A 26027-nucleotide genomic window follows, 5' to 3' on the forward strand; every position below is an offset into this window, starting at 1 on the left:
GAATCCCCGCGAAAAAGGGGAAGCGTGTTTTGAGGAGAGCGAAATGACCCGGATTCCCCCTGCCCGGACCATATTCCGCGGCCAGTTCCGCGGCCTGCCGCGTGTCCGGTTTCTGGCCCTGCTGCCACTGGCCGGACTGCTGGCGGCCTGCCAGGGCCCGCTGGATTACGATCTGCGCGGCCAGATCGGCGCCTTCAACACCGCCGGGGCCGCCCAGTCGGCCACCGCGAACCGCCCGGCCCCGGATGGGCGCGGGCTGATCTCTTACCCGTCTTACCAGGTGGCTGTGGCCCAGCGCGGCGACACGGTGGCAGATGTGGCCGCCCGCATTGGTCTTCCCGCCAGCGAGGTCGCCCGGTTTAACGGTATGGAGATCGGCGACAATATGCGCCAGGGCGAGGTGCTGGCATTGCCGCGCCGGGCGCCCGACAGCCTGCCCGGCAGCGCCGAACCAGGGTCTGTCGATATTGCGTCGCTCGCAGGCCAGGCCATAGACACTGCACCGCTGACCTCCCCCAATGCCGGTTCCGTGACAACAACCGACATCCAAGCCGCCCCCAGGCCACAGCCGGCCAAGGTGCAGTCCGGCCCCGAACCGGTGCGCCACAAGGTGAAACGCGGCGAGACCGCCTATACGATCTCGCGGCTCTATCGGGTGCCGGTAAAGGCGCTGGCGGAATGGAACGGACTGGGCAGCGATTTTTCAGTACGCGAAGGCCAGTTTCTGCTGATCCCGCTGAAAGAGCAGCCCGCAGCTGATGAGGCCGTACCTGCAGCCATCCCTGCGGCGGTGGCCGTGACAGAGCCGGGCAGAGGCTCCGAGACACCGGTGCCGCCCAGCGCCAGCAAACCGCTGCCGGACGAGAAGGTCGAACCGGCTGCGGTCAAACCCGCCGCAGAGACCCTGCCCAAGCCTGAACTGCCGGCCCCCACCCGCAGCAGCAGCGCTGCGATGGCCTATCCGGTGCAGGGCAAGATCATCAAAACCTACGCCAAGGGCCGAAATGATGGCATCGACATTGCCGGCGCCGCCGGTGCGCCGGTGAATGCAGCCGAAGCCGGCACGGTGGCGGCAATCACCAAGGATTCCAGCAATGTGCCGATCGTGGTGATCCGCCACAGCCAGAAGCTGCTGACGGTGTACCAGAATGTCGGCAACATCACCGTGAAGAAGGGTGAATCCGTGGTCCGTGGCCAACGCATCGCCTCGCTGCGCGGCGGCGACGAGGCCTTTGTGCATTTCGAAGTGCGCGACGGATTCGAGAGCATCGACCCGCTGGACTATCTGAACTGACGGCAGCAACAGACTGTTAACACAGAAAAGCCCGGCTGATTGGCCGGGCTTTTGCTATTTTGGATGCTTCTGGGAACCAGAAAACCTCAGCGCAGGGCCACCCCGTGCCGTCCGGCCAGATCGGTGAAGAACTGCCAGGCCACCCGACCCGACCGCGCGCCTCGGGTCGCCTGCCACTCTACCGCCTCTGACTGCAGCTCATCGGCATCGACCGCCACGCCATAGGCTGCGCAATAGCCTTTGATCATCGTCAGGTATTCATCCTGATCACAGGGATGGAAACCCAGCCACAGGCCGAACCGATCCGACAGCGAAACCTTCTCCTCCACCGCTTCCGACGGGTTGATGGCGCTGGAGCGCTCGTTCTCGATCATGTCCCGCGGCATCAGGTGGCGGCGATTGGAGGTGGCATAGAACACCACGTTTTCCGGCCGCCCTTCGATGCCCCCGTCCAGCACCGCCTTCAGGCTTTTGTAATGCTGGTCGTCATGGCTGAAGGACAGGTCATCGCAGAACAGAATGAACCGGTGTTCAGAGCCGCGCAGGTGCCCCAGCAGCCGCGCCACCGAGGGCAGATCTTCGCGCTGCAGCTCCACCAGTTTCAGCTGCGGGTGATCATCCGTCAGCGCGCCATGCACCGCCTTCACCAGGCTGGATTTTCCCATCCCCCGCGCGCCCCACAGCAATGCGTTGTTGGCAGCGAACCCTTGGGCAAAACGGCGGGTGTTGTCCAAAAGCGTATCGCGCGAACGGTTGATGCCCACAAGCAGGTCCAGATCCACCCGGTTGACGCTCTCCACAGGCTCCAGCCGTTCTGGCCCTACATGCCAGACAAAGGCAGCGGCGGCGTTGAAATCAGGGGTTTCCAGCGGCGCGGGCGACATCCGCTCCAGTGCTTCGGCAATGCGGGTCAATGCGATCTGGTCCATGGGAGGCCTCCGTCGGTTAGCTGACGGATTTCAAAGCATGTTCAGGGCCAAGCGGCAAGAGGGGAGAACATCAGGCCCTGCGGATCGCCCCTGGGGGTCGCCAGCCAACCCGGCGCGGCTTGTTGCAATGTCCGGCACCTGTTCGACTGCCGGTCTTACGGTTAGACTGTCTCTATGGATGCCATTGGCGAACTCTCGCACTGGATGATGACCGAAGGCCGCTGCTGCGGTGATCCGGTCAAGGCTGTCTCGCATTTCTGCACGGCGCTGATTGACGCCGGCGTGCCGCTGTGGCGGGTCAACATCGGCCAGCGGTTCGCAAACCCGTTGCTGATCGCCTGGGGGGTGGTTTGGACGCCAGAGGGTGCAGAAAGCTACGATGTAACCCATGATCTTATGCTGACGGACAGCTACGTTGGCAGCTCGTTTGAGTATATTCTGGCGCATCGGCGCCCGCTGCACAAAAGCCTGCGGGAACTCGACCCCGAAGCCGACCATATTTCCTATCGGGAATTCGCAGAGGCAGGCGGCACCGATTACTACGCGACGCTGCTATACTACGGCGACAGATCACTGCACGGCTGCACCTTTGTCACGCGGGCTGATGATGGCTTTTCGGAACAGAATTTGCAGATGATCGAGGCCGCCCTGCCCGCCCTCTCCTGCGCATTGGAACCTGCCACCATGCGCAAATCTTCCCGCAGCCTGTTGCGGACCTATCTTGGGGACGGCCCATCGGACGCCGTCTGGAACGGGTCGATCAAACGCGGCGAGCGCACCACTCTGGAGGCCGTAATCATGTTCACGGACCTGCGCGGTTTCACCGCCCTGTCCGACAGCGCCGGCGAGGATGAGGTGTTCGACGCCCTGAACATCTATTTCGATGTTGTCGTGCAGGCGGTAGAAGACGCGGGCGGTGATGTTTTGAAGTTCATGGGGGATGGCATTCTGTCCATCTTTCCCGCCGCCAGCGAAGCCCGCCGCGCGGATCAATGCAGGCAGGCCGCACGGGCCGCGCAAACAGTGCTTGCCGGGATTGCCACTGCAAACAGCACCCGCGCAGAAACACGCAAACCACAGCTGGCAGTCGGAATTGGTATCAATGCCGGTCGTGTCAGCTATGGCAACATCGGCAGCCCCGGCAGGCTGGATTTCACGGTGCTCGGCGCTGCCGTGAACCTGGCAAGCCGGATTGAGGGCCTGACAAAATCAACCGGGCATTCCGTTCTGGCCTCTGCTGCTGTTGCTGCCGCCGCCCCTGATCTGTTTGCCAGCTGCGGCCAGCACAATGTGCGCGGTGTTTCCGACCCGGTAGACGTGTTTTTTCTGCTCACGGCGCCCCGGTAGAAAGACGCGACCTGCCGGCCGCGTCCTGATGGTTCCCGCCTTGTTCAGCCGGATTGCCTTGACCGCTTCAATCTGCCGCGAAGCAGTAGAAATAGCCATTACCGCCGGTCCCACGCAGGTTGTCGGCGCTGCAGCCGCGGGAGTTATGCGCGGCATTCCACGATGTATTGCCGCCGCCGTGGCGGTCGTGGTGGCCGACCGTGGCTGAACCCTCGCCATTGGAGGTCCAGTTCGAACAGGTCTTGTCGCCTTCTTGCCAGGGGAAGTAGGCGGTGCCGTCTGCTTGGGTGCCGGTCAGGATGTCATGCTCATTCGGGCGATCGCCGCGGCCCTTGATGCGGTTGCCGTTCTCATCCACCGCGGTGCGGGCATAGATATTGGGCATGATGTGCAGCTGATCCAGGTCCACCGCAATCAGCTCTCCGTTGGCGTTGTACCAGGGGCCCGTACCGATGCGCGCGCGGGCAGAGATGCCCCGTTTGCCGTCTTCCTGGGTGCTGAGGTAGGCACGCCATATGCGCCCGGAAGAACCCGCAGCCTCTGCCAGGCTGGTGCAATGGGCATCCGCCCCCTCCAGCCCGCCAAGATTGCCGCCGTCACCCAGGCCAACGGAGGTGACAAAGAACCCCATCGGCGGGCCTTCGGCGGTTGCGGCAGAAGCCAGCAGGCAGGCAGCAGAGCAGGCCAGCCCAGCGAGAAACGTTTTCATGAAAACCTCCAATTCGTCAGGGAATGACCGCAGGATGGCGCATGGGGCGAGGCAAGGAAATGCCCGAGAGCATCGTTTCACGAAAGAGTGTTGGGGGCACAGTCTGATGAGTTGGCGCGGCTTTGGTGCGGGGACCTACTGAACAAAACAATGCGACCGCAGCGGTATCGGTAGTGCCCTCCTGCTTTCGCGTGGACAGGATACCTGCTCTGTGCAAACCATCTGATATGCATTCTTTGGGTCAGGCAAACGGCGCTTGGCGCCAGCTGCGAATTCCCATCCCGGCCTGACACGCTGGGCCGGGTCTTTGGTGTCCAAATTCGAAATGCGCCTGTTGCGCCGAACAAGGTAGTTTCCATGTCAATTTCCCCCCCAACGCTGCACATGCTTTGCGGAAAAATCGCAGCAGGAAAATCCACACTGGCCAAACAGCTGGCAAGCGAAAACGGCACGGTCCTGATAGCCGAAGACAAATGGCTGCACGCCTTGTTCGCTGATGATATGCGGTCTGCATCAGATTATGTCCGCTGCGCTTCAAAGCTGCGCAGCCTCATGGGACCACATGTGTCATCGCTGTTGAATGCAGGGGTTTCGGTTGTGCTGGATTTTCCTGCCAACACAATTGAAACGCGCAGCTGGATGCGAAGCATCATCGAGGCGTCTGGCGCGTCTCATAAGTTGCATGTTCTGTGTGCAGCGGATGATCTGTGTTTGCAGCGGCTGCATGAACGCAACGCCCGCGGTGACCACCCCTTTGCCGCGACTGAAGAGCAATTCCGCCGGTTTTCCAGGCATTTTGCTGCCCCCTCGCCTGAGGAAGGGTTCAATCTGGTAATGCACGACGACCCCAAATGATACCGGAAGACTGTTCGTTTATGCCCGGCGCCACATCGGTAACTCTGGTCGGTCCCCAGACCGGCACTCCCAAGAAAAAGCGCGCCTTCTCAGGCGCGCCTCTCTGTTTCAAGCCAGCTCAGCTCCGTCAGCCTTTGCTGTCCTCTGTGTCAGCCACCGGCGGATCATCGGGATGGGCCTCCATTTCCTCGTCGTCATAGTAGCCCTCCGCACGCAGCTTCGCTTCACGCTTTTTCTCGACACGGGCCACAAGGAAAATCGAGATTTCATAAAGCCCATACACCACCACAAACAGGATGATCTGGGTGATCACATCCGGCGGCGTTACAAGTGCGGCCAGCACCAGAATCGCCACTACCGCATATTTGCGCACTGCCCCCAGCCCTTCAGAGCTGACCAGCCCGGCCTTGCCCATCAGCGTCAGCAGAACCGGCAGCTGAAAGCACAGGCCAAAGGCCACGATGAACTTGATCGTCAGGTTCAGATATTCCTGCGCCGACCCCTGGAACACCACACTCAGGCCCTGGCTGACTTCCTCGCCGGTGACCGCCTCGCCGCCGGTTCCAAATTGCTGGAAACCGAGGAAAAAGTCATAGGCCAGCGGTGTCACCACATAGAAGGCAAAGCTGGCGCCCAGCAGAAACATGAACGGCGACGCAATCATAAAGGGCAGAAACGCGCCCTTCTCGTTCTTGTAGAGCCCCGGCGCCACAAAGCGCCACATCTGGAACCCGATATAGGGAAATGCCAGGATGAACCCGCCCAGGAAAGAGATCTTGATCGCGACAAAGAAGCCCTCCTGCGGGCTGATGAAGATCAGCGCACAGTCCTGCCCGCCCTCGGCCAGCACCTGGCACAAAGGGGCTGTCAGGAAGTTGAACACCGGTGTCGCCACCGTAAAACAGATCACCATGCCGACGACAAAGGCCGCAACCGAATGGATCAGCCGGTTGCGCAGTTCGGCCAGATGTTCGATCAGCGGCGCGGTTGAGTCGTCGATCTCATCCGTTTTGCTCATGATTTGGCCTCTTCTTCACTGGCGGTCGCAGGTTTCAGCGCCGCCTCGTATTCTTCTGCTTTGGCCAGCGCCTCCTCCGCCTCGCGCGCCTTGCGCTCGGCTGCAGCACGCGCTGTCGACGCCTGGATCTTCTTGGCATCCCCGGCGCGTTTGGCCGCCAGCTTGCCGGTCTCGCTGTCAGGATCGTATTTGGTCGGGTCGATGGATTTGGCCATGTCCTGCGCGGCCTGTTTCACCCCGTCCATGGCGGTGCCGACAGGGTTTGACGCAGCCTTCAGACCCTTGGTCATCTCATTGACTCCGGCCTCATCCGCAGCCTGATGCATGGCACTGCTGAATTCGCGCGCCATCCCCTTGGCCTTGCCGACAAACCGCCCCACATTGCGGAACAGAACCGGCAGGTCCTTGGGGCCGACCACGATCAGCGCCACTACACCGATGACCAGAAGCTCGGTCCACCCAAGATCGAACATCCGACCTTATGCCTTGTCTTTTTCGGTCTCGGGGGTGACGTCTTTTGCTTCGACACCGGCATCCTCTTCCAGCTCCTTGCTGCCTTCGTTGATGCCTTTCTTGAAGGAGGTAATGCCCTTGCCGACCTCCCCCATCAGCGAGGAAATCTTGCCGCGGCCAAACAGGACCAGAACGACGACAGCGATCAGAAGAATGCCGGGAAGGCCGATGTTGTTGAGCATGAAAGTCTCTCCTTACGTGATCCGGCGCAAAAGCGGCAGCGCCGGTGGAATTGTTCGTTACCGGTTTAGCGCGGGCGCAGCTTTGAACGAAAGCAACTCCACCCGCAGAAAGCACCTGCAAGCGCGGGAAACCGAAACTTTTACCACCCGCACGCACCCAACTGACAGGTTTATGTCAGTTGCAGGGTCGTAAACCCAGCCCATCACATGAACAAAGGAGAAACGTGATGAGCAAGCATGTCGCCGAAATCGTGACTTTCAAACTGGCCAACGGGGTGAGTCCCGCGGACTTCATGGCGCTGATGCAACGCACCGAAGACTTCGTGCGCAAGCAGGACGGCTTTGTCACCCGTCAGCTGAGCCAGGGCGAAGACGGCAAATGGACGGACTATGTGGTCTGGAAGGACATGGCAACGGCGCAGAACGTGGCACAGACCTTCATGCAACAGGAATTCGCCCCCGAAGTGGTTGCAGCGCTTGCACCCGACAGCGCCAGCATGCGCCATGAAGAGGTGCTGTGGCAGATGGCCCCCTAAGGCCTGCCGGGCTGCGCCCGAAGGCCGAAAACAATGCAGGCAGAGCCTGCAGGCCGGGCGCAGCTCTTGACCTCCTGACGCCACCGCGCAAAGGCTAGCCCCATGCGCCGCACCGACCGCCTTTTTGAAATCATCCAGATCCTGCGCGACGGGAAACTGCACCGCGCCCAGGATATCGCCGAGCGGCTGGAGGTCTCCACCCGCACCATCTACCGCGACATGGACACGCTGGTTGCCTCCGGTGTGCCGGTGGAGGGCGAGCGCGGCGTCGGCTACATGGTGCGCGAGCAAATCAGCCTGCCGCCGCTGACACTGACGCCCGAAGAGCTGGAGGCGCTGAACCTCGGCATGGCCATCGTCGCCGAAGCCGCCGACCCGGATCTCAAATCCGCCGCCCTGTCGCTGGCGGCCAAGGTGGACGCAGTGCTGCCCGAACAGACCATCGCCGAGGCGGATGCGTGGAAATTCGCGGTCTACCCGTTCTCGGACGCCGCCCGCGCCCTGGCCCATATGCCTGCCCTGCGCGCCGCAATCAAAGCGCGGCAGAAACTGCAGCTGACATACCGGCGCATCGACGGCACCCTGACCGAGCGCAAAATCCGACCGCTGCACATGGAATACTGGGGCCGGGTCTGGACCTTGACCGCCTGGTGCGAAACCCGCGGCGCCTTCCGGGTGTTCCGTGTCGACCTGATCGAGGCCGCCGCCGCCCTGCCAGAGCTGTTCGTGGACGAACCCGGCAAACGCCTGCAGGACTACGATCCCTACGGCTCCTGAAACCGCTTCTTTCTGGTTTCAAATCCCCCGGGGGAGACGCCAAAGGCGGCGGGGGCAGAGCCCCACCCCTAGCCCAATTCAAAACTGGTGACGCCGTAAATCGCATCCAGCGCCAGCTGCGGCGCAGGCCCGCGGTACATCCGGGCAGTCTCAAACACCGGCTCCAGCCCCAGGCTGCGCGCCAGCTGCACCGCCTCGGCATGGGGGGCCGGCACATCCAGAAACACCTCCTGCCCGTCCGGCAACGCCTGCAGCAGCTCTGCCAGAACAGCCTCTGCACCCTCGCAGGTCTCAGCCACCAGCGGACCGATCTTGCAGCCCCTCCTGCAGGGGCGCAGCGTGCCAAAGGCAGACAAGACACCGTCTTTGCGCGCGCCTGCAGACACATGCCCGTCGGCAGCCAGCCATTGCCGCCAGAACACGTCGCGCGGCGCCGGAAAGACGCGGGCATCCAATGCATCCAATGCCGCCGAAGGTACGGACAAGCGCGAAACGGCATAGCCTTCAGAGCGCGTCAAGCTGCCTCGCGGCAGACCGCCAAAACGGATATTGCGGTATGCCGGCTCAAATCCGGACCGGCGGTAGTTGTCCTGCTGGTCCACCACCCCGTCCAGACCCACCGTGCGCGTGCCCGCATGCACCAGTGCCTCCTGCCACAGCGCATATCCATAGCCCTGCCCGCGGTGCTCTGGCGCTACGATGTAAAAACCGAGGAAGGAAAATGCCTCGCCGTAGTTCACAACAGAAATGCAAGAGATCATCTGCCCATCCAGAAACCCGCCCCAGAATCCGAAACTGTCAACGGCAGCAAAGCAGGCGGCATCCCGGTGGCCGGGGTTCCAGCCTTCACGCGCAGCCCAGGCTGCAGCAGTTTGGATTTCCGCGGCGGTCAACACCCGGATCTGATAGCTGCCTTGCATCTGCCTCTCCTTGCACCCGAGGGTACAATGCGCGCTAAAGATCAGGCAGGAAAGACAAAACAGCGGTTGCGCCGGACTGTCAGCCACATCACCCGGCCCGCTTCAGGCAGGAAGACGTTGGGCACCGTGGCTTTCAGAACCGAACCGTCAAAATCCATCCGGAACTCCACAAGGCTTTCGCTGCCCAGGAAACGCGCGCGCTCAACTGTTGCACGCGCGGGCACGCCGTCGCTGGGAGTCGGCAGTGGCCCCTGACCGGCCCGGTCGAAATCAATGCGCAGATGCTGCGGACGAAAGACGATCTCTACCGCTGTGCCATCCGCCACGCCCGGCGCCAGAAACTCGCCAAAGGCAGTGCGTGCCAGGGCGCCGTTCACTTCGGCCTCCAGCACGTTCACATCACTAAAAAAGGACAGCGCGGCCTTGTCGACCGGGTGGGTATACACATTGTAGGGCGCGCCCTGCTGCACGATCCTGCCGCCGCGCATCAGCGCGATTTCATCCGCCATCCGCATCGCCTCTTCCGGCTCATGCGTCACCAGCAGAACGGCGGTGTCTTCCTCCTTCAGGAGGCTCAGTGTCTCGTCGCGGATACCGTCGCGCAGCCGGTTGTCGAGACCGGAGAACGGTTCATCCATCAGCATGATGCGCGGCCGCGGGGCGATTGCGCGGGCCAGCGCCACCCGCTGCTGCTCGCCGCCCGACAGCTGATGCGGATAGCCGTCGATGAAGCGTTTTAGCGCCACCCGGTTCAGCAGTTCCTCGACCCGAGCGCGTTTCTCGTCCTTGCTGCCCTTCAGGCCAAAGCCCACATTGTCTGCCACACTTAAGTGAGGAAACAGAGCAAAGTCCTGGAACATCAACCCGATCTCGCGCCGCTCCGGCGGCACCCGGAACATGGTATCGCAGATCAGCTTGCCATCCACATAGATTTCACCACTGTCCTGCATCTCCACCCCGGCGATCATCCGCAAAGTGGTGGATTTGCCGCAGCCCGACGGCCCCAGCAGGCAGGTCACCTGCCCGGCCTGGATCTGCAGCGAGACATCATCCACCACCGCACGGCCTTCGAAGAAGCGCCGGATGTTGCGGATTTCCAGCCGCGGCGGGGCGATGGAGCGGCGGAGGCCGGCAGTGGCAGTATTCATGAGGCCTCGGGGCTGTGTCCGATGAAAATGCTTGGGTTCCCGACGGGATAACAACCCAGCGGCGGGGCCGCAAGCGATCTGAATTGCCAAAGGCGCCTGGGAAGGCACAGCACAGGAAGCGCCCGGCCTCTTGGCCGGGCGGGACATTGATCCGGGCTCAGCAGCAGCCCGCCGCTGCGCCGTCCTGCTCCAGCCCGTTGAAGGGCGAATTGCCGCCGCAGCCCTCAAATATTCCATAATGTTCGTCAAAACTGCCGATGAAGTCAAAATGCGGCGCCAGGCGGCTGTCCTGCAACATCATCCAGGTATTGCCGCAGACCGGAAACACCTTGCCTGTTTCAATGACATGGTGATCATCCAGCGCAAAGACATGCGGCGCATGTTCAATGGTGCCCTTATAGATCACTGCCTGACCGTAATCCTCGCACGCGGGCTCCAATGCAGGCAGTTTGAACAGCCGGTAGGTGGCCGACAGGAACTTCAGCGGCTGCACGCGCTTTTCCAGAACCGGGTTTTCGATGGTCAGCAGGCGCGCGGTCACCATACGCGGGTCATTGAACCCTGATGCCTTGGCGATCGACAGAAAATCGTTCCAATACAGCGCACCCGACAGGCATTCACCATAGAGCACCTCATCCTTTGCCATCTCTTGCGGCACCCGGCGGTCGGCATAGACATCCGAGAAATAGATCTCGCCGCCCTCTTTCAGCAGGTGATGCGCACCGCGCAGCACGGCTCCCTTGTCGGTGGCCAGGTTGATCACGCAGTTGGAAACGATGATGTCGAACGAGCCTGGCTCAAGGTCCAGCTCCTCCAGTTTTTCGATGTAGCCGTGGTGAAATTCAACGTTGGAGCTGGCATAGCCAAAGACCTCAGCGTGATAGTCCTGATGCCGCCGTGCCACGTCCAGCTGCGCCGGTGTCATATCAACGCCAACGACCTTGCCGTGTTCGCCGACCAGCGCCGACAGCGCATAGACATCGCGCCCCGCCCCGCAGCCAAGATCAAGGATGCGTGCACCTTCCAGCGCTTCCGGCGCGATCAACCCGCAACCGTAGTAGCGGGTCAGCACCTCGTCATGGATTTTCGACAGCACCGACTTCACATAGTCCGGCATGTCATCCGGCGTGCAGCAGGCATTGGTCTGGAGGTCACTGCTGCCCTGCAGCACTTCACCGTAATAATTCTGCACGTTTTCATGATTCATGGCAGCCGCCTTTCGTGGAGATTTCCGGCAAAGGGATAGCCTTCTCTCCGCAGAGCGGCAATCAGGCACGGGACCAAACTGACGCAAGTGTGAAGAAAAGCGCTGAATGCAGCGCTCATTCGCGGGCAGAGACGGTGCAGCCGCCCCGTCTCTGCCCGCGGCATACCTCTGGTTTGACAGATGCAGACAGGCATTGCCCGCCGGGAACACGATTGGACGTCAACCTGCCGGCAGCAGTTCGAACACCGCCTCGGCCCGCACCTTGCCGTTTACCATCAGCTCCATCCGGTGCGGCCCCGGCACCAGCTTGAAGGTGGAGGCGTTGCCTTTCAGCTTGTGCCGCTTGTCTAATGTCAACAATTTTCCAGAAATCTTAGTTTGCTTCAGCTTGAACACCTTGGCTGAAACCTTCCCGCCAGGGCGCTGGAAATGAATAATATAATCCACAAGGACTGGTGATCCCGCCTGCCCCTTCAGATGTGTCGCGAATTCCAGTGCGTCGCCAATTCGTACTTTTTCCGATTTTATGACGACGTCAGCCTCAAGCTCCAGATCCGGGTCATACCCCAGCATTTTCATCGCCCGTGGATGCCCCGCCTTGACCAGTCCACGCAAGGCATGAGAGGTCATCCAGGCCAGTTCCTTGGCTGATTGCCCCCCCGCTGTCTGCCAGGCCTCCAACCGATCCATCACCAGATCCGGATCCTTCTTGGCGATATCATTCAGATGATTGGCGATCGAGCGGGTGACATAACGGGCGCCATCGCTGTGCAAACGATCCAGCAGCGGCAATGGCTGGTCCAGAGACAGTCCGACCGCCTCCCCCCAGGGCAGCCGCGGCCGTGTGCCTTCGCTCACCAGCCGACGCACGTGATAGCTGGAATGCCCAACCCAATCCTGCATCCGCACCAGCACGTCCTCGGGCCAGCGGTTCAAGAACGGGCGGATCGCCCATTCCATCGAAAACCGCTGGGTGATCTCTTCCAATAGATCCAGCGACAACTGGGGATGTGCGTGCACGCCTTTGGCTGCCACAAATTCCCCCAAGGGCGCAAAGATGAAATCCCCGAAATCATCGTCGGTTTTCGACGGATCCAAGGGCGGCGGCAGCGCCCTGAGCAGGATCGGCGCAGCCTCGGGCAAGGCGTCCGGCAGATGATCCGCCAGCACATCCGCGATCAGGGTCATCCGCTGCTTCAGCTCCAGTGCCGGCAGGTCCGCCATAACCTGCGCCTCAAAACCTGCGGCATCAAAGCGGCTGTCCGCCGTGGCAAACAGCTCCGCCAGGTAATGAACCTTTTCCCGGTTAAACAACTGGTCTTTCAACGAAAACCCGCCATCCATCGATCTGGCCCTCCTTACATCGTGGTGTTGGTGGCACCGCCATCCAGCAGGATATTCTGGCCGACCATAAAGCCTGCGTGCTGTGAACACATAAAGGCGCAGGTGGCGCCGAACTCTGCCCGTGTGCCATAGCGGCCTGCCGGAATAGTGGCACAGCGCTGCGCCTTGGCTTCGTCGGGCGTGATGCCCTGCGCCTGCGCTGCGCCGCCATCCAGAGACACGGCGCGGTCGGTGGCATGGATGCCCGGCTGCAGATTGTTCATGATCACGCCTTTGCCGGCGATCTGCCGGGCAGTGCCCGCCACATAGCCGGTCAGCCCTGCACGCGCCGCATTCGACAGCCCCAAAACCGGGATCGGCGATTTCACTGAGACCGAGGTGATGTTGACCACCCGCCCCCAGCCGCGTTCCATCATGCCGGGCACCAGCGCCTTGATCAGCGCAATCGGGGTCAGCATGTTGGCATCCAGCGCATTGATGAAGTCTTCCCGGTCCCAGTCGGTCCACATGCCCGGCGGCGGGCCGCCTGCATTGGTCACCAGAATGTCCACGCCCTGCGCCGCATCCAGCACTTTCTTCTGACCCTCTTCAGAGGTCACATCCGCCGCAACCGTCACCACATCGACAGCGTATTGGCTGCGGATTGCCTGCGCCGAGGCCTCCAGCGCCTCCGCCCCACGTGCGTTCATCACCAGATTCACTCCGGCCTCTGCCAGCGCCTCGGCACAGCCCAGACCCAGCCCCTTGCTGCTGGCGCAGACCAGTGCGCGCTTGCCCGAAATACCCAGATCCATTGTCTTTCTCCCGCGAAAACCCTGCTGTTTGCGCAGAGAGTGCACCGCGCGGGAGCGGAAGGCCAGACCTGCCAGAGCCGCTGGCTCCGGCCAGCTGCCGGAAAAACAGCGTCTTCCCTCCGCCGTTTCGCCACATTTTCAAGGCAAATTCATCAGACAGGAACCTTTTTGGGGCCTATATCGGACTGAAGGACCGCAACAAAACCGCATGGGACAGACAGTGACCGCCAGCCTTTCCTCCGTTCAGGCCTACCCGGCAGAACGTTTCCGCGTTGAATACGGTGCCAATATGGGCGATCCGCTTGGCGTGCTCGAGGATCTGATGCTGGATGACATCTACCTGCTCGACAGCCCGGCACCACCGCAGCGTCTGGCCATTGCAGCCCATCACGACGGCAGTTTCACCATCGCCGATGGCAGCGGCACCGGCCCTGCCGGCGCTGCGCTGCATCTGGATTGCTTGCTGACACTGATGCCCGACCGCGGCCCCAACACTGAGATTCTGGTGATGGTCGAGGCCGACACCGAGGGATATATCGCCGCTATCTTTCTGGTGCCGCTGGCGCCTCTTCAGGCGCAGACCCCCTACACTCTGGTCAAAGCAGAACGCGCACCGGCGCGGCGCAAACTGGCGCAATCCGCCTGCGTCTCCTTTACCCGCGGCACCCGCATCACCCTGTCCACCGGCGAACAGCGCAAGATTGAGGACATGAAGGCCGGCGACCGCGTGCTGACGCGCGACGATGGCATTCAGGACGTGCGCTGGATCGGCCAATCCACCCTGCGCGCCGTCGGCGATCTTGCCCCGATCCTGATCCGCAAGGGCGCCCTGAACAATTTAAACGACCTGATCGTCAGCCCCAGCCACCGCCTGATGGTTTACCAGCGCCGCGACGAAATCGGTGCAGGCGCACCGGAGCTGCTGGTGCGCGCCCGCGATCTGGTCAACGGCGGCAGCGTGGTGGTGTTGGACGGCGGGTTCACCGATTACTTCCAGATACTGTTTGATCAGCATCACATCATCTACGCCGAGGGAATCGCAGCCGAAAGCACCTTTCTCGACCCGGTCACGCGCCCGGTGCTGCCGGAGGATTTCTGGACCTCCCGCCCCGGCACGCTGCCCGAACAACACACCCGCGGTGCCCATGGGCTAAACGTCAACCGGTCTCTGCTGGACCGTCCGGATGCTGTAGGGTTGCTCAAACGGGCCTCTTTGTGCTGACCGCACTCTTTGGGTCGAACGCTTTACCGGTCACATCAAACCATTGAAATAAAACCAATACTTTTAGAAGAGGCGAACGCGCAACCTGCCCTGTTCCGCCAGCTTGGCCACTTGCCTTCAAATCGACCTCCGGCCCGCGGGCGGCGCGCAACATAGCGGGGTCAGCAGGAAAACGGACCGACGTGACTGACATTGCGCTCCGGCAGAATCTTGCTCATGCTCCGTCAAATTTCCAACCGGGCAATCAGCTGCCGCAAAAAATTCACCGCATCTTAAGCCCGCAAAAGCAGAATAAATCCAGCTCGACAAATGAGTGGAAAACATGCTTGACCGCTTCTCAACCCTGGATCGCTGGCGGCAATTCGGCCGGAGCTTCCATCTATCCTTGATCCACGCGCTGGTCATCGGGCTGTCGCTGATGATGACTGTTGGCGCCTATTTCTATGCCAGCGCGCAAGCAGAGACCCGTATCGAGAACGCGTTTCTGGCTGCCCGCGATCAGGTCGTTGGGCTGATTTCCGCCCGGATGGAGAAGTATGAGGACGCCCTGTGGGCTGGCGTATCCGCTGTCCGATCCCATGGCGGCGACATGACCTACCAGCAGTGGAAAACCTTTGCAGACACCTTGCGCGTGGATGAGCGATACCCTGGAATCAACGGGATCGGCATTATCCACTATGTCGAACCCGGCCAATTCGAAACCTACCTGCAGAAACGGCGCAAAGAACGGCCCGATTTCTCTGTCTATCCCGCGCATGACCACGACTTCCGCCTGCCGATTTCCTTTATTGAACCCGAAAACATCAACGCGGCGGCCGTCGGTCTGGATATCGCCCATGAGGTCAACCGCCGCGAAGCCGCCCTGGCCAGCAGCGCAACCGGCGACGCGCAGATCACTGGTCCGATTGTGCTGGTACAGGATGAAAGCAGCACCGCAGGCTTCCTGTTTTATGCGCCGTTTTATTCCGGCAGGGCAGCCAACAGCCCCGCTACCGGTGAACAGCACCCTGACGGCATGGTCTATGCGCCGTTTGTGGTCCGCAAGCTGATGGCGGGCCTGCTGTCCAAGGACCTCCGCCACGTGCGTCTCGGCATCAGCGACGGCGGCGAGATCATCTATGACGAGCATAACCCGGCAGCCCCCAGTTTCGACCCCTCCCCCAAATTTTCAGAAACCGTCGAGATGGAGATTTATGGCCGCACCTGGCAGCTTGATATCCGCACCAACCTCGGCTTCCGTCAGGCTCATTCCTATTCGCAGCCCATGCTCATCCTGACTGGCGGCCTGGTGATCGAGGCGTTGGTCATCTCGCTTCTTTTCTTCATGGGCCGTTCCAGACAGCGCGCCCAAGCCTATGCGGCACGGGTCACCGCCGACCTGAAGGAAAAGACCGTGAAACTGGAAAAGGCCCACGAGGAGTTGGAACAATTCGTCTATATCACCTCGCATGATTTGAAGACGCCCGTGCGCGGCATCGGCACGCTGACCGAAATGGTCCAGGAGGATCTGGAAGACTACTTTACTTCCAGCAATGCCGATCCCGACGTGGCCGCCAACCTGCAGAGGATCACCGAACGGGTGGGCAGGATGAACGACCTGACCCAGGCCGTGATGGAATATGCGCGCATCGGCAAACATACGACTGAAGAAAAAGAACTGTTCTTACCTGAGGTCATCGAAACGTTCCGGTCTGACTTCAACCTGTCCACCAGCCAGCTGGAGTTGACTGGAAGCCTGACGCATATTTCCACCGACAGCTTCAATTTTGTCCGTGTGCTGGAAAATCTGGTGGGCAATGCGATCAAGTACCATCCTGATCCTGAGCATGCCAAAATTACCGTCCACGCAACCGACGCAGGCACCCGCTGCGACATAGCGGTCCGCGACAACGGCAATGGCATTGAACCAAAATACCACAGCAGGATCTTCGACGTGTTTCAGACACTGCGGCGGGCAGGAGACCCGGAAAGCACCGGGATTGGCCTCGCCATCGTCAAAAAGACCGTTGAACATCACGGTTTCAAAGTGACCCTGCAGTCCGAAGTTGGACATGGTGCCGAATTCCGGTTCAGCTGGCCTGCCGGAGACAGTACCGCCGCTGAAGACATCAAAACCAAAGCCGCCTAACGTGGAAAACCACCGAATGAACATCCTCCTGATTGAAGACAACGATGTGGATGCGCTCATCCTGGAGCGCATGCTGAAGAAGCATTCTCCCTCTGCCACTCTGGTGCGGGCCTGCGATGGCCAAGAAGCGCTGGAACTGCTGACGACGGAGCGCGGGCGGGACTTGCCTCGCCCCTTTTTCATCTTGCTGGACATCAACATGCCGCGCATGAACGGCCATGAATTTCTTGATGAATTGCGCGCCAGGGAGGAGATTTCCGACAATATCGTTTATATGTTCACCACTTCCGACAGCCCGCACGACATCACCCGCGCCTACCACCGCAACATCAGCAGCTATATTGTGAAGCCAAGCTCCTCTGCAGGCACGAAGAAAGTACTGAACGCGCTGCAGGAAATGTGGGATGTCTGCACCCCGCCGCACTGCGCAACGGCCTGATAGCAGCGGCGTCAAACAGCGGTTAGACCTGCCGCTGACAAAGTCCCTGAAACGGTCAACCTGCCCCGCGGGAACCGCTTTAGCTAAACTGCAGCAGGATCCGGTTCAAAAGCTCGATCCTGCGGAAAGGCTTTGACAGAAAGTCATTCATCCCGACGGCAAGGCAGGCTTCGACATCGCTGGGCTGGGCGTTGGCAGTCAGGGCAACAATCGGACATTCGACCAGCCCATTTTCCAGTTCATAGGCCCGGAGACGGCGTGTAGCATCCAATCCGCCGAGGACAGGCATGGATAGATCCATCAGGATCAGGTCGGCCCCCTCGGACTTGAACATCTCCAGCGCTTCCTGGCCATTTGCGGCGAAACGAAGCTCAGCGCCAGTTGAGTTCAGCATTTTGCGAACCAGCAGCTGATTGGTCTTATTGTCTTCCGCAACCAGAACACGCTTGCCGCTGAGAGCATCGGGCGGCACATCTGGAGCTGTCAGGCCAGGCGCGGCGTTCAGCGCCCGCCTGCGGTCCTTGAGTTGAGGTCCCGCAGCAGCAGTCGGGTCCAGCGGGTCCAGGTCAGCGACAGGTGGCAGGCTCAGTCCCACTGTGAAAACGGACCCTTCGCCGGGTACGGAGGACGCTGTCACCGTGCCCCCCATCCTCTCTACCAGCGCGCGGGTGATCGCAAGGCCCAGCCCGGTGCCCTCGATCACGCGAACCGCCCGGCGATTCACCTGTTCAAAAGCGGAAAAAATCCACTGCATTTGCGAAGGCTCAATCCCGATGCCGGAATCCGAGACGCGAATTTTCAAGGTATGGTTCACAGCCTCGGGATCAAAGACAACACTGACGGTGACATGGCCGTGTTCGGTAAACTTAATCGCGTTGCCCAACAGGTTCATCAGGATTTGCCGGATCTTGCCCGCATCACCGGAAAACACACGCGGCGCGTCTTCGGAATACTCGGTTCGCAGGTCGATCCCCTTGTAAGCAGCCCTGGCCCACAGCAGGGTTCCCACGTCCTGAACCACATCATAGAGCGAAAACTGCGCCTCGTTCAGAGAGATTTTGTCAGCTTGGATTTTGGAAAAATCGAGCACATCGTTGATGACCGTCAGCAACGTGGTTGCAGAACTAAAGATGGTATCCGCAAAAAGCTGCTGCTGCTCGTCCAGGTCTGTCTCCTTCAGCAGCTCACACATGCCGATGATGCCATTCATCGGCGTCCTGATCTCATGGCTCATGTTTGCCAGGAAGCGTTCCTTGGCCTTGCTGGCCTCTTCGGCCTTGTCGAGCGCCATCCGGGTGAGTTCCAGCGCTTCGTCTCTTTCGCGTTCAGTGGTGGCATCGATGGACGTGCCCACAAGGTAGATCGGGCGGCCGTTTTCGTCGAACACCGGCCGAAGAGTGGTGCTGAGATGTTTTTCCTTGTTCTCCACCGGAAGCACGATGTCATATGTTGCAGCCTTGCCGCCGTTGATGACAGCCAGATGATGGTTCAAAGCTCTCCGGCCTGTCGCACCGCCATAAAGTTCCAGCGCCGTCTTGCCTAAATAGTCGCTGCGCTTGAACTTCGTCAGCTCTCGCGACTTTGCGTTCATGACCACGTAACGTGGCAGCCCATCTTCGCCCATTTTCAGAACAATCACCGCAAGTTCAATAGCTTCCAGAATTTCAAAGTGATCTGAAAATTCAACTTGTGGCACGTAGGGTTCCTTAAAGGCAAAGCTACTGAAGTCTTAAACAATGTTTTCGCAGTGACAATGTTACAAGAAAATCGTCTTTAAAACATAGGCAAGTTAGAATTGTTTCCCTTGACGCCCAAAGCAGGTCCAAATGTGCCAGGGCGCCGTTTTTCTTGCCTCTTATGCGGTTTGTGGATACAGCCACCCGCATGCTGAGCACCGTCACAAACCGCCCCGAACTGCCGCCCGAAATTGCCCGCCGCCGGACCTTTGCGATCATTTCGCACCCGGACGCAGGCAAGACCACGCTGACTGAAAAGTTCCTGCTTTATGGCGGCGCGATTCAGATGGCTGGCCAGGTGCGCGCCAAAGGCGAGGCAAGACGCACGCGGTCGGACTTCATGCAAATGGAAAAGGATCGCGGAATCTCTGTTTCCGCATCCGCAATGTCGTTTGATTTCAGCGGCTTCCGTTTCAATCTGGTGGATACGCCCGGCCACTCGGATTTCTCCGAGGACACCTATCGCACCCTGACAGCGGTGGATGCGGCAGTGATGGTGATTGACGGCGCCAAAGGTGTGGAAAGCCAGACCCAGAAACTGTTCGAAGTCTGCCGCCTGCGCGATCTGCCGATCCTGACCTTCTGTAACAAGATGGACCGTGAAAGCCGGGACACGTTTGAAATCATTGACGAAATCCAGGAAAACTTGGCAATCGACGTGACCCCTGCCGCTTGGCCTATTGGCGTAGGGCGGGATTTCATCGGTTGTTACGACATGCTGCGCGACCGGCTGGAACTGATGGACCGCGCTGACCGTAACAAAATTGCGGAAAGCATTGAAATCAACGGCTTGGATGACCCAAAGCTGGCTGAACACGTGCCGGAGCACCTGCTGGAGAAGCTGCTGGAAGAGGTCGAAATGGCCCGCGAACTGCTGCCCGCACTGGACCCGCAGGCCGTGTTGGAGGGGCATATGACCCCGATCTGGTTCGGCTCGGCGATCAATTCGTTTGGCGTCAAAGAGCTGATGGACGGCATTGGTGCTTACGGACCAGAGCCGCAACCCCAGTCAGCGCAGCCCCGCGCCGTGGCGCCCGAGGAAAAGAAAGTCGCCGGATTTGTCTTTAAAGTTCAGGCCAATATGGACCCCAAGCACCGCGACCGGGTGGCCTTTGTGCGGATGGCAAGCGGCCATTTCAAGCGCGGCATGAAGCTGACCCATGTCCGCACCAAGAAGCCGATGGCGGTGTCGAACCCGGTGTTGTTCCTGGCCTCTGACCGGGAACTGGCCGAAGAAGCCTGGGCCGGCGATATCATCGGCATTCCCAACCACGGCCAGCTGCGCATCGGCGATACGCTGACCGAGGGCGAAGCGCTGAAAGTGACCGGAATCCCGTCTTTTGCACCGGAACTGCTGCAGGGGGTACGCGCTGGCGATCCCATGAAAGCCAAGCACCTGGAAAAAGCGCTGATGCAGTTTGCCGAAGAAGGCGCTGCCAAGGTCTTCAAACCCTCAATCGGCTCCGGTTTTATCGTCGGCGTGGTTGGTCAGCTGCAGTTCGAAGTCCTCGCCAGCCGGATTGAAATGGAATACGGCCTGCCCGTGCGGTTTGAGGTCAGCCAGTTCACCAGTGCGCGCTGGGTCAACGGAGACAAAGCCGCAGTGGACAAATTCATCAATGCCAACAAGCAGCACATCGCCCATGACAATGACGGCGACATCGTCTTTCTGACCCGGCTGCAGTGGGACATTGACCGGGTGGTGCGGGACTATCCGGATTTGAGCCTGACCGCGACCAAGGAAATGATGGTTTGATTTAAACACACTCGTGCGGCCAATTGAACAGCTGTCCGGCCGGGATGGCCGCACGTTCAAACCTCCCCTTTCCAAACCGGACGCCCCCCACAGAACAGAGCACGTCTACCCCAAGTTTGGCGGACATCCGGACGGCGGGTTTCTGCGCCATTTCTGTGGCAAGCTGTTTGTCTGCACCGGGTTGGAAGACATCGAACTGCAAATCCATAACGCCTTTCAGAAAAAGCAAAAACCAGACCTCACCCAGACCGCCAGCATGGGCCTGTGCCAGCTGTTTGCCCGAACCCGGGACAGCTGGTTGTGGCATTTCCGGTACCGCTTGCAACACCGGCCTCACAGGGCCGAGTGATAGCCTGCTTTCCCGCGCAAATTCGGAGGCGTGACCGTGCAAGAACATCTGTCGGCCTTCGCAGGCGAGAGGGGGAAACCGGATTGCGGGCACGGCTGACGGCTGGGGCCTTTGGGAGATTCGCCCCCTCAGCAGGGAAGACAAGCGGCGAAAACATTTCCCCGGCTTCAGTCGAATTGTTTCCATTTTGCCGATCTCCGCGACGAAAACGCTGCAAAATCTGCCATTAATTGACCTTGGCACAGGATTTTGTTATGCCGCGCCACGAGCCGGCAGTTGCCACACTGCATGACCTTTTGCGGAGCCGGCTGCAACATACACGCGCGGGCCAGGTCAGTGTCCGCAATGACGGATGCAAATGACAAAATTCTCCGATCTGAACCTTAATCCCAAGGTCCTCAAAGCTATTGAGGGCGCCGGATACGAAAGCCCCACCCCTATTCAGGCAGGGGCAATCCCGCCTGCGCTAGAGGGGCGCGACGTACTGGGAATCGCCCAGACCGGCACGGGCAAGACTGCGTCTTTCACGCTGCCGATGATAACCTTGCTGGCACGCGGCCGCGCCCGTGCCCGGATGCCGCGCAGCCTGGTGCTGTGCCCGACCCGCGAGCTTGCGGCGCAGGTGGCAGAGAACTTCGACACCTATGCCGAACACGTAAAACTCACCAAGGCACTGCTGATTGGCGGCGTTTCCTTTAAGGAACAGGATGCGCTGATCGACAAAGGCGTCGACGTGCTGATCGCCACGCCGGGCCGCCTGCTGGACCATTTCGAGCGCGGCAAGCTGCTGTTGACCGGCGTGCAGATCATGGTGGTTGATGAAGCTGACCGGATGCTCGACATGGGCTTTATTCCGGATATTGAACGGATTTTCTCACTGACGCCCTTCACCCGGCAGACGCTGTTCTTCTCTGCCACCATGGCGCCAGAGATCGAACGCATTACAAATACCTTCCTGTCAGGTCCGGCGCGAATCGAAGTGGCCCGTCAGGCCACCGCGTCAGAAACCATCGAACAGGCCGTGGTCCAGTTCAAAGCTTCGCGCCGCGACCGCGAGGGCAGCGAAAAGCGCACCGTGCTGCGTGCACTTATCGACGCAGAGGGCGACAAGCTGACCAACGGCATCATCTTCTGCAACCGCAAGACGGATGTGGATATCTGCGCGAAGTCGCTCAAGAAATACGGCTATGACGCCGCGGCCATTCACGGCGACCTTGACCAGAGCCAGCGCACCAAGACCTTGGATGCCTTCCGCGAAGGTAACCTGCGCATTCTGGTGGCCTCGGATGTGGCTGCACGTGGTCTGGACGTGCCGAGCGTCAGCCACGTGTTCAACTTTGACGTTCCGGGCCACGCAGAGGACTACGTTCACCGCATTGGCCGCACCGGCCGTGCCGGACGTGAGGGCAAGGCGATCACCATCTGCATCCCGCGCGACGACAAGGCATTGGCGGCAGTGGAAGGTCTGATCCAAAAGGAAATTCCGCGTCTGGAAAACCCAGTTAAGCCGGAACCCAAGAAAGAAAAGCCTGCCCGGCCTGCAAAGGCTGAAAAGGCCGACAAAGCTGAATCGGACACTCGCGAGAGCCGCAAGAGCGAAAGCCGCGAGAGCCGCAAAGACGAGAGCCGTGACCGCCGCAGGGATGAAAAGCCCGCGCAGAGGCAGGAACGCTCTTCCGGCGGCCGCGGCGGCAAGCACGGAAAACGCGACGACAAGGCCGTGGTCGGCATGGGCGATCATCTGCCAAGCTTCATCGCCCTCAGCTTTGCCGAGCGCCGCGCCAGCTGACCAGCGTTCACAGACAGATCTTGAGGCCGCTCCGCTGGGGCGGCCTTTTTCGTGGCATGTGCTGCGTATGATGCAGACACAGCAAGGCGACCTTTGCAATTGCGGCATAGCGGGTCTTCGATCTTGGCCGGCGTATTTCCAGGCAGAGCGGCGTAAAGCAGGTGCAACAGTAATACGCGCCATGAATGATGGGTCACGACATGAACACCAATGAAACACAGATCCTGAGCTTCGCCCAATTCCAGGCCATCGAAGCCCGTGCGCACCAGCTGCGCGCAGAAGCATTTGCGGGCTTTATGCGCCGCCTGTTCGGCACGCTCTTCAGTGCCCCGCGCAAAGCTCTGTCCTGCCCCAACTGCGCCCGCCCGCTGCGCGGCTGAGGCTGTGGCGGCTGCTATTGGAGCGGCATCCGACATGAAAGCGCCGCGTGCCTTGTCAGGCCGCGGCGTCTTTCGTTTTCGGTCGTCGAAGGCCGCGGCAGGGCTGCAGGACTGTCAGGATACACAGAGCCACGCTCTGCCGGTCTGAACATCCTCGATGCGGCATGTGCCGGGCAGGTGCTCCCGCCCGGCCTGCAGGATCAGCGCATGCGGCTGACCACCACCGTCACTTCCGGTTTCTTGCCGATTTCGGAATGCGCAGTCTGGCGGGCAATGCGGCGCAGCTCCTGTTCCAGCTTCTCGTCGTCACGCAGCGTTTTGGCGCCGGCCCGCATCAGAAACTGGTTCAGATCCTCTTCCAGCACCTCGACCAGTGCTGCATTGGAAGTCCCGGTTTCAGACAACCCCTTAAGGTCGCACCAAGGCTCCCCTAGCGGTTCATCGTCCTCATCCAGGATCACTGTCACCACCACATGGCCATTCAGCGCCATGCGGATACGGTCGCGGACGATGCCGTCCATTGCGCCGTATTTGACCGAGCCGTCCAGATAGGTGCGCCCGGTATCCACATAACCGGAGACTTTTGGCGTTTCTCCGGTCAAATCCATTATCATGCCGTTCACAACGACAGCGCTGGGAATGCCTTTTGCCTCGCCCAACCGGGCATGCTGACGCAAGTGGCGGTGTTCGCCGTGCATCGGGATCAGCATTTTGGGCTTCAGCAGGTTGTGAACCACTTCCAGGTCGGGACCGTTGGCGTGGCCGGAAACGTGATACAGGCCGGAGCTGTCATCGACCACATCCACGCCTTTTTCTGAAAACTGGTTGATAATCCGGATCACACCCTTTTCGTTGCCGGGAATGGTCTTGGAGGAGAACAGGAAGGTGTCGCCCTCTTTCAATTCCAGCCCGCGGTACTTGCCGCGCGCCAGTTGCGCAGTCGCGGCACGGCGCTCGCCCTGGCTGCCAGTGGTGATCAGCATCAGGTTCTCACGCGGGATGTCGCCTGCGTCCTCGGGGTTGACCACCTTTGGGAAATCCGTCAGCACGCCGGTTTCAGTTGCGGCCTCGATCATCCGGCGCATGGCGCGGCCCAGCAGAACCACAGACCGCCCCGCTTTGGCGCCCGCCTCGGCCAGGGTTTTCACACGGGCCACGTTGGACGCAAAGGTGGTGGCGGCCACCATGCCCTTGGCCTCGGCAAACAGCTTGGTGATCTCCTCTGGCAGCTCGGCTTCCGAACGGCCCGGATGCTGAGAGAACACATTGGTGGAATCGCAGATCAGCGCCTGGATACCGTCCTTGGCGATCTCCTGCCACATCTCAGGGTCGAAAGGCTCGCCAACCAGCGGGCTAGCGTCCAGTTTGAAATCGCCGGTGTGCACCACCCGACCTGCCGGGCTGTCGATCACCAGCGCGCCGCTTTCAGGGATCGAATGGCTCATCGGTGCCACACCGATGGTGAAGGGGCCAAGCTTGATTGTCTCTGGCCAGGCCTGCAAAATATGCACATTGGCTGGGTCGTGGCCGGCCTCTTCCATCTTGCGGCGCGCCAGATTGGCGGTGAAGGCGCGGGCGTAAACCGGCACGTTCAAATGCGCGTACATATGGGCGATGGCGCCGATATGGTCCTCGTGCCCGTGGGTGATGAAGATGCCTTCCAGCTGATCAGCGCGTTCCTTCAGCCAGGTCATGTCAGGCATGATCAGGTCCACGCCCGGGGTGGTGTCCATATCCGGGAAAGTCACGCCCAGGTCGACCAGCACCAGCCGTTCCTTGCCCTGTGGCCCGTAGCCATAGACATAGGCGTTCATGCCGATTTCGCCTGCCCCGCCCAGGGGCAGGTAGATCAATCTATCACTGCTCATGCGTCAGTACCGTTATCCTTGTTGTATTTATGGATGATCTGAAGCCCATGCATGGTGAGGTCGTCCTCAAATGCGTCAAACAGATCAGCAGATTGCTGGAACAAAGGCGCCAGTCCGCCTGTCGATATCACTTTCATTGGCACCGCCCGTTCCGCCTTGATGCGGGTGCAGATCTCGCGCACGAGGCCGACATAGCCCCAGAACACGCCAGACTGCATACAGGCGATGGTATTGGTGCCGATCACGTTCTGCGGCTTGGAAATGTCGACATGCGGCAGTGCCGCGGCAGCCTGGTGCAACGCTTCCAGGCTGAGGTTCACGCCCGGTGCGATCACCCCGCCAACATAGGCACCGTCTGCGGCCACAACATCAAAGGTGGTCGCGGTGCCGAAATCCACAACGATCAGATTGCCGCCGTGCTGGTCAAAGCCGGAAACGGTATTGACCAGCCGGTCTGGCCCAACGGCGGTGCCTTCATCCACCCGCACGGCGACCGGCAGCAGGCAGTCGGGTTTGCCAACCACCAGCGGGCGTGTGTTGAAGTAGCGGTCCGCCAGAACACGCAGATTAAACACCACACGCGGCACGGTGGAGGAGATAATCATGTCGGTGATATCCGCCTCAATCCCCTGCAGCCGCATCAGCGTGCTGAGCCAGACATAATACTGATCAGCGGTGCGCTGCCATTCGGTAGCAGTGCGCCACATGCCGATGAATTTTTCGCCGTCATAAATAGAGAAGACGGTATTGGTATTGCCGCAATCAACTGCCAGAAGCATCGCTGGCC

Annotated in this window: 25 protein-coding genes; 11 read left to right on the forward strand and 14 right to left on the reverse strand. The window is 60.4% G+C overall.

The features are described 5' to 3' along the window. Nucleotides 1–43: 43 nt before the first annotated feature. Nucleotides 44–1294 (forward strand): peptidoglycan DD-metalloendopeptidase family protein, encoded by a 1251-nt coding sequence (locus ACP151_RS00645; RefSeq protein WP_424976889.1) that lies wholly within the window; start codon nt 44–46, stop codon nt 1292–1294. Nucleotides 1295–1380: 86 nt separating this feature from the next. Here the strand turns inward: ACP151_RS00645 and ACP151_RS00650 are convergent, their stop codons facing one another. After that, nucleotides 1381–2223 carry an ATP-binding protein gene (locus ACP151_RS00650; RefSeq protein ID WP_424976890.1) on the reverse strand — a complete coding sequence of 281 codons (843 nt, stop codon included), beginning with the start codon at nt 2221–2223 and terminating at the stop codon, nt 1381–1383. A 174-nt stretch (nt 2224–2397) separates the two neighbouring features. On the opposite strand from ACP151_RS00650, the gene ACP151_RS00655 reads away from it, so the two are divergent. Further along, nucleotides 2398–3570: an adenylate/guanylate cyclase domain-containing protein gene (locus tag ACP151_RS00655; protein ID WP_424976891.1), complete on the forward strand. Its 1173-nt coding sequence runs from the start codon at nt 2398–2400 to the stop codon at nt 3568–3570. A gap of 67 nt (nt 3571–3637) precedes the next feature. On the opposite strand, the gene ACP151_RS00660 is transcribed toward ACP151_RS00655, so the two are convergent. Then, nucleotides 3638–4279 (reverse strand): hypothetical protein, encoded by a 642-nt coding sequence (locus tag ACP151_RS00660; RefSeq protein WP_424976892.1) that lies wholly within the window; start codon nt 4277–4279, stop codon nt 3638–3640. Between the two features lie 357 nt (nt 4280–4636). Between ACP151_RS00660 and ACP151_RS00665 the strand changes: the two genes are divergently transcribed. Further along, nucleotides 4637–5134 carry an AAA family ATPase gene (locus ACP151_RS00665; RefSeq protein ID WP_424976893.1) on the forward strand — a complete coding sequence of 166 codons (498 nt, stop codon included), beginning with the start codon at nt 4637–4639 and terminating at the stop codon, nt 5132–5134. A gap of 127 nt (nt 5135–5261) precedes the next feature. Here ACP151_RS00665 and tatC read toward each other — a convergent pair whose 3' ends face one another. The 3 genes from tatC to ACP151_RS00680 are packed head-to-tail and all read right to left on the reverse strand — an operon-like array spanning nt 5262 to nt 6847. Further along, a complete protein-coding gene (gene tatC / locus ACP151_RS00670) occupies nt 5262–6152 on the reverse strand; it encodes a twin-arginine translocase subunit TatC (protein ID WP_424976894.1) in 891 nt (296 codons plus the stop codon). Beyond that, nucleotides 6149–6625, reverse strand: a complete 477-nt coding sequence (gene tatB / locus ACP151_RS00675) for a Sec-independent protein translocase protein TatB (protein ID WP_424976895.1) — start codon at nt 6623–6625, stop codon at nt 6149–6151. Before tatB ends, tatC begins: the two co-directional genes overlap by 4 nt. Nucleotides 6626–6631: 6 nt before the next feature. Beyond that, nucleotides 6632–6847, reverse strand: a complete 216-nt coding sequence (locus tag ACP151_RS00680) for a twin-arginine translocase TatA/TatE family subunit (protein WP_424976896.1) — start codon at nt 6845–6847, stop codon at nt 6632–6634. A 227-nt stretch (nt 6848–7074) separates the two neighbouring features. On the opposite strand from ACP151_RS00680, the gene ACP151_RS00685 reads away from it, so the two are divergent. Continuing rightward, entirely contained in the window at nt 7075–7383 is a 309-nt protein-coding gene (locus ACP151_RS00685; RefSeq protein ID WP_424976897.1) for a hypothetical protein, read from the forward strand. A gap of 102 nt (nt 7384–7485) precedes the next feature. Beyond that, complete coding sequence (locus ACP151_RS00690) at nt 7486–8160, forward strand: helix-turn-helix transcriptional regulator (RefSeq protein ID WP_424976898.1); 675 nt, start codon at nt 7486–7488, stop codon at nt 8158–8160. A gap of 68 nt (nt 8161–8228) precedes the next feature. Here ACP151_RS00690 and ACP151_RS00695 read toward each other — a convergent pair whose 3' ends face one another. From ACP151_RS00695 to ACP151_RS00715, 5 genes are all read right to left on the reverse strand, one after another. Further along, complete coding sequence (locus tag ACP151_RS00695; RefSeq protein WP_424976899.1) at nt 8229–9080, reverse strand: GNAT family N-acetyltransferase; 852 nt, start codon at nt 9078–9080, stop codon at nt 8229–8231. A 41-nt stretch (nt 9081–9121) separates the two neighbouring features. Then, nucleotides 9122–10228 (reverse strand): ABC transporter ATP-binding protein, encoded by a 1107-nt coding sequence (locus tag ACP151_RS00700; RefSeq protein WP_424976900.1) that lies wholly within the window; start codon nt 10226–10228, stop codon nt 9122–9124. 157 nt (nt 10229–10385) lie between these two features. Then, nucleotides 10386–11435 (reverse strand): methyltransferase domain-containing protein, encoded by a 1050-nt coding sequence (locus ACP151_RS00705; protein ID WP_424976902.1) that lies wholly within the window; start codon nt 11433–11435, stop codon nt 10386–10388. Nucleotides 11436–11654: 219 nt separating this feature from the next. Further along, nucleotides 11655–12779: a hypothetical protein gene (locus ACP151_RS00710; protein WP_424976903.1), complete on the reverse strand. Its 1125-nt coding sequence runs from the start codon at nt 12777–12779 to the stop codon at nt 11655–11657. Between the two features lie 14 nt (nt 12780–12793). Beyond that, nucleotides 12794–13573 carry an SDR family oxidoreductase gene (locus ACP151_RS00715; protein ID WP_424976904.1) on the reverse strand — a complete coding sequence of 260 codons (780 nt, stop codon included), beginning with the start codon at nt 13571–13573 and terminating at the stop codon, nt 12794–12796. Between the two features lie 208 nt (nt 13574–13781). Here ACP151_RS00715 and ACP151_RS00720 point away from each other — a divergent pair, with 208 nt between their 5' ends. From ACP151_RS00720 to ACP151_RS00730, 3 genes are all read left to right on the forward strand, one after another. Beyond that, a complete protein-coding gene (locus ACP151_RS00720; protein ID WP_424976905.1) occupies nt 13782–14795 on the forward strand; it encodes a Hint domain-containing protein in 1014 nt (337 codons plus the stop codon). Between the two features lie 322 nt (nt 14796–15117). Then, on the forward strand, nt 15118–16923 hold the full coding sequence (locus ACP151_RS00725; RefSeq protein ID WP_424976906.1) for a CHASE domain-containing protein: 1806 nt from the start codon (nt 15118–15120) through the stop codon (nt 16921–16923). Between the two features lie 16 nt (nt 16924–16939). Next, nucleotides 16940–17362: a response regulator gene (locus tag ACP151_RS00730; protein ID WP_424976907.1), complete on the forward strand. Its 423-nt coding sequence runs from the start codon at nt 16940–16942 to the stop codon at nt 17360–17362. Nucleotides 17363–17441: 79 nt separating this feature from the next. On the opposite strand, the gene ACP151_RS00735 is transcribed toward ACP151_RS00730, so the two are convergent. Next, a complete protein-coding gene (locus ACP151_RS00735) occupies nt 17442–19058 on the reverse strand; it encodes an ATP-binding protein (protein ID WP_424976908.1) in 1617 nt (538 codons plus the stop codon). Between the two features lie 188 nt (nt 19059–19246). On the opposite strand from ACP151_RS00735, the gene ACP151_RS00740 reads away from it, so the two are divergent. Continuing rightward, the gene (locus tag ACP151_RS00740; protein ID WP_424976909.1) at nt 19247–20854 is read left to right on the forward strand and encodes a peptide chain release factor 3; all 1608 of its coding nucleotides are present in this window, start codon (nt 19247–19249) and stop codon (nt 20852–20854) included. Between the two features lies 1 nt (nt 20855). On the opposite strand, the gene ACP151_RS00745 is transcribed toward ACP151_RS00740, so the two are convergent. Continuing rightward, nucleotides 20856–21251 (reverse strand): hypothetical protein, encoded by a 396-nt coding sequence (locus tag ACP151_RS00745; RefSeq protein ID WP_424976910.1) that lies wholly within the window; start codon nt 21249–21251, stop codon nt 20856–20858. 310 nt (nt 21252–21561) lie between these two features. On the opposite strand from ACP151_RS00745, the gene ACP151_RS00750 reads away from it, so the two are divergent. Both ACP151_RS00750 and ACP151_RS00755 read left to right on the forward strand, forming a co-directional pair. Further along, nucleotides 21562–22992: a DEAD/DEAH box helicase gene (locus ACP151_RS00750; RefSeq protein WP_424976911.1), complete on the forward strand. Its 1431-nt coding sequence runs from the start codon at nt 21562–21564 to the stop codon at nt 22990–22992. A gap of 185 nt (nt 22993–23177) precedes the next feature. Further along, the gene (locus tag ACP151_RS00755) at nt 23178–23372 is read left to right on the forward strand and encodes an RSP_7527 family protein (protein ID WP_424976912.1); all 195 of its coding nucleotides are present in this window, start codon (nt 23178–23180) and stop codon (nt 23370–23372) included. A 200-nt stretch (nt 23373–23572) separates the two neighbouring features. On the opposite strand, the gene ACP151_RS00760 is transcribed toward ACP151_RS00755, so the two are convergent. Together ACP151_RS00760 and ACP151_RS00765 are read right to left on the reverse strand one after the other, a co-directional pair. Further along, nucleotides 23573–25240 carry a ribonuclease J gene (locus ACP151_RS00760; RefSeq protein WP_424976913.1) on the reverse strand — a complete coding sequence of 556 codons (1668 nt, stop codon included), beginning with the start codon at nt 25238–25240 and terminating at the stop codon, nt 23573–23575. Further along, nucleotides 25237–26019, reverse strand: a complete 783-nt coding sequence (locus ACP151_RS00765) for a type III pantothenate kinase (RefSeq protein WP_424976914.1) — start codon at nt 26017–26019, stop codon at nt 25237–25239. The genes ACP151_RS00760 and ACP151_RS00765 overlap by 4 nt, the downstream gene beginning before the upstream one ends. Nucleotides 26020–26027 lie beyond the last annotated feature (8 nt).

This window comes from Leisingera sp. S232 (assembly GCF_049800895.1).
In the GTDB taxonomy this organism is placed as follows: domain Bacteria; phylum Pseudomonadota; class Alphaproteobacteria; order Rhodobacterales; family Rhodobacteraceae; genus Leisingera.

Excerpts from the sequence above, each read along its gene's own strand:
- ACP151_RS00645 (WP_424976889.1), top strand. The coding sequence starts at position 44 with ATGACCCGGATTCCCCCTGCCCGGACCATATTCCGCGGCCAGTTCCGC.
- ACP151_RS00650 (WP_424976890.1), bottom strand. The coding sequence starts at position 2,223 with ATGGACCAGATCGCATTGACCCGCATTGCCGAAGCACTGGAGCGGATG.
- ACP151_RS00655 (WP_424976891.1), top strand. The coding sequence starts at position 2,398 with ATGGATGCCATTGGCGAACTCTCGCACTGGATGATGACCGAAGGCCGC.
- ACP151_RS00660 (WP_424976892.1), bottom strand. The coding sequence starts at position 4,279 with ATGAAAACGTTTCTCGCTGGGCTGGCCTGCTCTGCTGCCTGCCTGCTG.
- ACP151_RS00665 (WP_424976893.1), top strand. The coding sequence starts at position 4,637 with ATGTCAATTTCCCCCCCAACGCTGCACATGCTTTGCGGAAAAATCGCA.
- tatC (WP_424976894.1), bottom strand. The coding sequence starts at position 6,152 with ATGAGCAAAACGGATGAGATCGACGACTCAACCGCGCCGCTGATCGAA.
- tatB (WP_424976895.1), bottom strand. The coding sequence starts at position 6,625 with ATGTTCGATCTTGGGTGGACCGAGCTTCTGGTCATCGGTGTAGTGGCG.
- ACP151_RS00680 (WP_424976896.1), bottom strand. The coding sequence starts at position 6,847 with ATGCTCAACAACATCGGCCTTCCCGGCATTCTTCTGATCGCTGTCGTC.
- ACP151_RS00685 (WP_424976897.1), top strand. The coding sequence starts at position 7,075 with ATGAGCAAGCATGTCGCCGAAATCGTGACTTTCAAACTGGCCAACGGG.
- ACP151_RS00690 (WP_424976898.1), top strand. The coding sequence starts at position 7,486 with ATGCGCCGCACCGACCGCCTTTTTGAAATCATCCAGATCCTGCGCGAC.
- ACP151_RS00695 (WP_424976899.1), bottom strand. The coding sequence starts at position 9,080 with ATGCAAGGCAGCTATCAGATCCGGGTGTTGACCGCCGCGGAAATCCAA.
- ACP151_RS00700 (WP_424976900.1), bottom strand. The coding sequence starts at position 10,228 with ATGAATACTGCCACTGCCGGCCTCCGCCGCTCCATCGCCCCGCCGCGG.
- ACP151_RS00705 (WP_424976902.1), bottom strand. The coding sequence starts at position 11,435 with ATGAATCATGAAAACGTGCAGAATTATTACGGTGAAGTGCTGCAGGGC.
- ACP151_RS00710 (WP_424976903.1), bottom strand. The coding sequence starts at position 12,779 with ATGGATGGCGGGTTTTCGTTGAAAGACCAGTTGTTTAACCGGGAAAAG.
- ACP151_RS00715 (WP_424976904.1), bottom strand. The coding sequence starts at position 13,573 with ATGGATCTGGGTATTTCGGGCAAGCGCGCACTGGTCTGCGCCAGCAGC.
- ACP151_RS00720 (WP_424976905.1), top strand. The coding sequence starts at position 13,782 with ATGGGACAGACAGTGACCGCCAGCCTTTCCTCCGTTCAGGCCTACCCG.
- ACP151_RS00725 (WP_424976906.1), top strand. The coding sequence starts at position 15,118 with ATGCTTGACCGCTTCTCAACCCTGGATCGCTGGCGGCAATTCGGCCGG.
- ACP151_RS00730 (WP_424976907.1), top strand. The coding sequence starts at position 16,940 with ATGAACATCCTCCTGATTGAAGACAACGATGTGGATGCGCTCATCCTG.
- ACP151_RS00740 (WP_424976909.1), top strand. The coding sequence starts at position 19,247 with ATGCTGAGCACCGTCACAAACCGCCCCGAACTGCCGCCCGAAATTGCC.
- ACP151_RS00745 (WP_424976910.1), bottom strand. The coding sequence starts at position 21,251 with ATGTTCTTGCACGGTCACGCCTCCGAATTTGCGCGGGAAAGCAGGCTA.
- ACP151_RS00750 (WP_424976911.1), top strand. The coding sequence starts at position 21,562 with ATGACAAAATTCTCCGATCTGAACCTTAATCCCAAGGTCCTCAAAGCT.
- ACP151_RS00755 (WP_424976912.1), top strand. The coding sequence starts at position 23,178 with ATGATGGGTCACGACATGAACACCAATGAAACACAGATCCTGAGCTTC.
- ACP151_RS00760 (WP_424976913.1), bottom strand. The coding sequence starts at position 25,240 with ATGAGCAGTGATAGATTGATCTACCTGCCCCTGGGCGGGGCAGGCGAA.
- ACP151_RS00765 (WP_424976914.1), bottom strand. The coding sequence starts at position 26,019 with ATGCTTCTGGCAGTTGATTGCGGCAATACCAATACCGTCTTCTCTATT.